This window comes from Rubripirellula tenax (assembly GCF_007860125.1).
GTDB lineage: Bacteria > Planctomycetota > Planctomycetia > Pirellulales > Pirellulaceae > Rubripirellula > Rubripirellula tenax.
The window spans coordinates 58,959-65,097 of record NZ_SJPW01000012.1; the positions used below are offsets into that span (position 1 = coordinate 58,959).

The 6,139-nt window shown below is 54.7% G+C and carries 6 protein-coding genes; all 6 read left to right on the forward strand.

The features are described 5' to 3' along the window. Positions 1 to 522 precede the first annotated feature (522 nt). Complete coding sequence (locus Poly51_RS29105) at positions 523 to 2,067, forward strand: arylsulfatase (RefSeq protein WP_146462477.1); 1,545 nt, start codon at positions 523 to 525, stop codon at positions 2,065 to 2,067. 26 nt (positions 2,068 to 2,093) lie between these two features. Continuing rightward, complete coding sequence (locus Poly51_RS30835; RefSeq protein ID WP_186775897.1) at positions 2,094 to 2,237, forward strand: hypothetical protein; 144 nt, start codon at positions 2,094 to 2,096, stop codon at positions 2,235 to 2,237. A 92-nt stretch (positions 2,238 to 2,329) separates the two neighbouring features. Further along, positions 2,330 to 4,066, forward strand: coding sequence for a hypothetical protein (locus tag Poly51_RS29110; RefSeq protein WP_146462478.1), 1,737 nt, complete (start codon positions 2,330 to 2,332; stop codon positions 4,064 to 4,066). A 23-nt stretch (positions 4,067 to 4,089) separates the two neighbouring features. Then, on the forward strand, positions 4,090 to 4,560 hold the full coding sequence (locus tag Poly51_RS29115) for a hypothetical protein (protein WP_146462479.1): 471 nt from the start codon (positions 4,090 to 4,092) through the stop codon (positions 4,558 to 4,560). Positions 4,561 to 4,720: 160 nt separating this feature from the next. Then, entirely contained in the window at positions 4,721 to 5,236 is a 516-nt protein-coding gene (locus Poly51_RS29120; protein ID WP_186775898.1) for a helix-turn-helix domain-containing protein, read from the forward strand. 121 nt (positions 5,237 to 5,357) lie between these two features. Then, positions 5,358 to 5,969 (forward strand): transposase, encoded by a 612-nt coding sequence (locus tag Poly51_RS29125; RefSeq protein WP_146462481.1) that lies wholly within the window; start codon positions 5,358 to 5,360, stop codon positions 5,967 to 5,969. The last annotated feature ends 170 nt before the right edge of the window (positions 5,970 to 6,139 follow it).

Below are 6,139 nucleotides of genomic sequence, written 5' to 3' on the forward strand. Positions count from 1 at the left end.
CGTGCAGGTGCATAAAACCAACCTCGAATTAGTCCGTCCGCATTTCTGGGCCAGCGGTTCCTAGCTGCGTCAAGCGATGGCAAGCGTGTTGTAAGCCTCTGTTTCGCGGCCTCGTACGGGGCCGTGCCCGCTAGGTCAGCAAACTCATTCGGACCAGCCCCATGATCCTACAATCTTTCCGACCCATCCGCCTATCGAATGTACCGACAATGTTCCGAGCGAACAGGATGGTTGCCAATTCCTTGAGTGATCACGACGACAAAATCTGGAGGTGCCGACGGACATTTCAAAAATCGCTTTAATCGCCGGTCTTCAAAATCTTCGATACGAACCGAATCGCAAACATCGATCAGCATCGGAAAAATGTGCAGCAAGCTGATGAACAAAATCGATCTGCCGAAGAGACAATGGTATTCCATGCGGATTCGCGATGCGACCAGTCGTTCGCGTGGCGCAAGTATAAACTACGCTGTCCGAAGGCCCCTGTAAGCCGCGCCGGCCATTCTCAAAAACTGAACTGCAATGAAACAACGATTGATAGCGGCACTGACCATCTCTTTGTTTTTGGGATCCATTTTGTCCGCCGCGCCGACCAACCGCCCCAATGTCATTTTGATCTTTGCCGATGATCTTGGCCCCGGCTTACTCGGATGCTACGGCCAGCAACGAATCACGACACCTCATATCGACCAACTTGCTCGCGAGGGCATGAAGTTTACGAACTATTACGGCGGAGTTTACTGCGCACCGGCTCGCTGGTCCTTGTTGACCGGAATGCACGACGGCCGCATCGGCGGTTGGGCTCAAACCCGCGCAGGCCTTCCAATCCAGCGTGATGCCGGCCGAATCTCCGAAGACGATTTTCAGCGGCGCATGATCGCCGTCAAGGCAAGCGCTCATCCGATCGCCGACGACGAAGTCTTCTTGGGTCAAGTTGCCCAGGACGCCGGTTACCAGACGGCACAGTTCGGAAAGCTCGATCGCGGATTCTTGACTTGGCACGAACAGGTGAAACGCTTCGGATGGGACTTCTACGAGGGCTACTTCGACCACCAACGTTGCCATGGCTTTTACCCGCCGTACTTGTGGCGCAATGGAGATCGTTTTGAACTAGACGGGAACAGCGATCCCGATTGCGGAAAAATGAGCGAACAGGGTGATGAGCCCGTCGGATCGGGCGGAAAAACATATTCTCAGAATGTCTTCATCCAAAGCATCTTGCAGTATCTGCGTGATCATCGGAAAGAACGATTCTTCCTCTATCACCCGACCCAACTGCCGCACGGCCCCGTCGCCATCCCCGAACTGCATCCCGACTTCGCAAACGACGACAGCCTGACGCTTGCCGAAAAAAAGTATGCGTCAATGGTCAAGATGTTAGACGATCACGTGGGTCTGATCATGCAAGAACTGAAGACACTCGGAATGGACGACAACACGATCGTTCTTTTCGCTTCGGACAACGGACACGAACTCTACTACGGCCCGAAGTCCGCGTACAAACAACAGCGACTGGCAAACGGCGAGAAGGCGAACCTAACGGACCAAAAATGGCGTACGTCGGAGTGCGGTGACGTTTTCGATGGCGCCGGCGGACGCGCCGGCCTGAAACGAAGCGGCTACCAAGGCGGTATGCAGTGTCCGTTGATTGCGCGTTGGCCCGGACGAATCGCTGCGGAATCAGAATCCGATTTGCTGACTGCCCACTACGATTTCATGGCAACGCTGGCGAGCTTGGTCAACGCGGATCTTCCCTCCGGCAAAGACGGCATCTCGTATCTGCCGACGTTGTTGGGCCAGCCACAAATTCAAACTCACGACTACGTCATCGTCAACAATCACTTCAACGCGATGGGCAGCTGTGCGATCATCGACCGAGATGGATGGAAGCTGGTTGAATCGAACAAGAATGCCGGCGAGTACCAACTCTACAACATCCTGGTCGACAACCAGGAGCGTGACAACGTCGAAGGCGAGCACCCTGGACGTGTCAGCAAACTGAAAGACATCTTGTTGCAACAGATTGATTCCGAGCGACCCGATCTTTCTGTGACGGCGAACCAATGATCAGCGACTCTCACGTGGATCAAACGATGCAACGAGTACTCTCAGCCGCAATGTCCGTCGAACGTGTCACTCAAGCGGCCGAGGGAAAACTGCATTTGACAGCACCAGTGTCGGGGAATTCAAAAGCCGAAAAGTCGGACCTGTCGGGTGACGGCGAGCTAGATTTCTGAGCGGTACCCGCTCGGGATGGTTCTGAGTGCCGGATGATCGCGATTTGATCAATTGCGCCGCCCAGATCCTTATCTTTGTAACGAATTTGCGGATGAAGTATGCACTCGTCATCACCGGCGTCCTGGCCGGGCTAGCGATCACGGCACCCGAGCTGGTGGTTCTTGGATATTTCCTGATGATCGTTCCGGGGCTGGTTCTCACATTCGCGCCCACGGTGTTTGTCTACTTGGCCGCCACGGCGGTTATTCGGCGACTGTTACCCATCTCCTCGCCCCTCAAGGGAACAGCGATGGCATTCGGTGTCGCGTTGCTGCTGGGTTGGGCTGTTATGCAACCGTTTCGCATGAAGGCAATTGCGGAGTACCTCGCGGCGGAATTGCCCGACGTGATAGCCGATCGCTCCATTGAACTTGATGGGCATGTTCGTATTGAAAGGCCGGATCAACGAAACGAGCCGGAATGCGACTACTTGAGTCTCGCGGTGCTCGACTCGACACAAGTTCAAAGCTTGACCACGGTCACCGCCGGGCGTGGCAAACCGTCGGATCGCGGGCTTTCCGCCGCCTATGCTTTACTTTCCGCAAAGGCCGATTCAGGGGCAGGCCTGTTTCCTAGTGAGCCGGGAAAAATCGTTCGCAAGTATCCACCTTTGGTCAGGGCGAATCGAGGGATGAGGCTGATCACGGCAGTCAAAGCGGTGGAAGCGAATTGGGCAGTGCGTTTGGCCGCGCAGGAGCGACTTTGCGAAGTTCATCCGATCGAAGCACAGGCAGCCGATTGGGCCATCCACATTCAAAGCCAAACGAACTACCCAATTGCCACGCTCCGCCGGGTCACGGTTCTCGATTCACAAGGTACTGTGCGGTATCGTGAGAGCTATCGAAAACAGGCGGTGCCCGCGAGGATGTTTCACTTCGACTTTCACGCTACCATGTCGGGCGCCTCCTACTTCCACGTTGGACGGCAGATCCTGGAGTCCGGCGACCGGGCGTTGGATCCGGAATCATCGTTGCTGCAAGCGATCAAGTTCCGCGTTCCGGAGTGCGATACTGAGTCGCTGGAACGATTGCGGGCCGAAGCCATAGAAGCGCTCAACGATCCATCGGCGACCGCTGTCCGGATTGACCTAGCGCGGCGATACCTCGACTTGTTCTTCTTCGACTCGAAAAAGCAAGATCATGCGTTGATCGCACGAATCGTTGCTGACGATCGCGTTCGAGACATCGACCAACAAATCAAGAACGTCTTCTCAAAAGACAAGACGCCCGCCGCGATGCGGGAAGCCTACTTGTATCGAATTGGCATGAACCACACTTCGGCGGATCTACGTCACTGGCTAGCCGAGCGTCTGGCGAGCCTTCCGCCGGGGACGTTTGCCGATCCAAATCCGGCTTATCTCGCGATTTGGAACTCGCCCGAGATCTATCAACAAGCGGCACCGCTGATCGCGACTTTGGCTGATCTGGGTCCCGACCGAGCGATGCCCCAACTCAACGGAATTCTCGACACCGCACTCGAGTTTCCAAACTATCGTGACCGCCGCGCGATGATCGCTGGTATCCGCGAGGCGCTCGTGCGTTTGGGCCCACATGCATCAGACGCAACGCCACGGATACGAGAACTGTTCCTTCGTCGCCCGTCGCCAATCATGAATAGCGCCGGCGAAGCCGATCAATGGCGATTTGCATTAGCCAGGATGGGCGTCGCGATCGAAGACCTACCCGTCTTCCCCAATCAATCACCTCAATCTGTCGAACGGAACTTACGGCAAGTTGCCAACAAGATTCAAAAGTACGAACAAGAACACGCATCGGACGAAGAGACATGATCGGAAACTTGTTTATACATCTGGTGAGTTACAGTATACCCATCGGCTTGATGTGCCTGATGTGGAAAATCAATGCTCGTCGGTGGACCCGTTTGGCTCGCGCGTATAGCGTCGTCGATGGAACCGATTGTGTCGCCGAGCGGACGTTGCAAACGGTGATTCTGGTTGCCGGCGACATCGGCTGGAACTCGTACAAGGGAATCGCGACGGTTGGTGTGACGAGAGAAGGTATTTCGCTGCAACTGATGGCTCCTTTTTCACTCTTTCACCCGCCGCTACTGTTCCCTTACCGCGACAGCCACGTGGAACCGAGACGTTGGTTTCTGATCGGGAAGTCTTTCGAGTACACGTTAAGCGGAGTGAGTGACGTCAGGATGATTGTCGACGGCGATTTGCAGAATTGGATTGAATCGCAAGTCGCCAGCCTAGCCACCGCGCCAGCGGGCACTCAAATCTATGATGGCGGGCGCGCGAGCATACAGACGACCGCATGATCCCTCAATAACGAATACGCTACTGCCAAGACGAAAACAGACCGAGCCAATCTGCCGTGGACAGCTAGTGCTGGAATCGTGAGTCAGTCTTGATTGGACAGCGTTGATGGGGGTAGGCTTCGCCAATTCGCCAGATTCACAACCTCGCAGGAGCGTCATGATGCCAGGGAAGGCAGCCAAAATCCAGGTCACCGAGCGGCAGTTCGAGATCCTTGAAGAGATCGTCGCAAGTCGCACCGCTGCCGTTCGGCTGGTGCAACGTGCCAAGGTTGTCTTGCTCGCCTTTGCGAAGCACAACAACGAGGAAGTCGGTGAAATCGTCGGGCTCAATCCGCAACAGGCCAGTGTTTGGCGAAAGCGTTGGAGGGACGGCTGGCAGCGACTGATTTCGATCGAATGCAACGAACCGCGTTCAGTCTTGAAGAACGAAATTGAAACTCTGTTAGCGGACAAACAGCGAAAAGGTCGAGCATCGAAGTTCACCCCTGAACAGCAAGTTGCCATCGTGGCGATCGCTTGCGAGAATCCGGACGAAGAATCGGACCGTCCGATTGCACAGTTCACCGTTCGAGAGATCGTCGATGAAGCGGTCAAACGCGAAATTGTGCCAAGCATTTCACGCACTGCGGTGTGGTCTTTTTTAAAATCGCACCGATGTTCAGCCGCATCGAAGTAAGTACTGGCTGTTCCCAAAGATTGATGATCCCGATGCTTGGAACGCTCAGGTCCTCGAAGTCTGCGACACTTATCGTCGTGCCATCGAGCTTTATCGCACGCAGGGGATTCACACGGTCTCGATCGATGAGCAGACCGGCATCCAAGCGTTGGAGCGAATTGCCGCCGATCTGCTTCCGCGAAGCGGCATGCTTGCTCGTCGTGAATACGAATACATGCGCCATGGAACGCTCGGGTTGTTTGGAAACCTGCACGTCGCCACTGGTGAGATTCTCTCGCCATTGATTCGCGAGACTCGAACCGAAGAAGACTTTCTCGAAAACATTGACGGGCTGGTCTGTACCGATGCCACTGCTCATTGGCGTTTCGTAACCGATAACTTGAACACCCACGCCAGCGAATCATTAGTGCTGTATGTTGCCGCCCACTGTGGAATCGAAACGGACCTTGGCGTGAAAGGTCGTCACGGCATCTTAAAGTCGCTGCAATCACGGCGAGAATTCCTCACCGAGAAGAGTCATCGGATACGTTTCGTCTACACGCCGAAGCATTGTAGTTGGCTCAATCAAATCGAAATTTGGTTCGGAACGCTGAGAAAGAAACTAACACGCTACGGTTCATTCTGTTCGCTCGACAACCTGCAAGAACGTATCATCCGGTTCATCAACTACTATAATGAAACAATGGCAAAACCTTACCGCTGGACCTGCGACGGAACACTTCTGTGCAAGTAGGCAGCGTGCCTCTTTCATTCAGCGTCAACTCTCGATTCCAGCACTAGATCCACCAGCATTCCCGTCGCCATCGAAACCAATGAAACACATCGCAGCAGGGGAAAGCCGAGGCCCTCTTCTTGCGAAGGATTTTGCGGATACTCTTTTTGGTTCTCCGGCGTATCAGCAGC

Excerpts from the sequence above, each read along its gene's own strand:
- Poly51_RS30835 (WP_186775897.1), top strand. The coding sequence starts at position 2,094 with ATGCAACGAGTACTCTCAGCCGCAATGTCCGTCGAACGTGTCACTCAA.
- Poly51_RS29110 (WP_146462478.1), top strand. The coding sequence starts at position 2,330 with ATGAAGTATGCACTCGTCATCACCGGCGTCCTGGCCGGGCTAGCGATC.
- Poly51_RS29105 (WP_146462477.1), top strand. The coding sequence starts at position 523 with ATGAAACAACGATTGATAGCGGCACTGACCATCTCTTTGTTTTTGGGA.
- Poly51_RS29120 (WP_186775898.1), top strand. The coding sequence starts at position 4,721 with ATGCCAGGGAAGGCAGCCAAAATCCAGGTCACCGAGCGGCAGTTCGAG.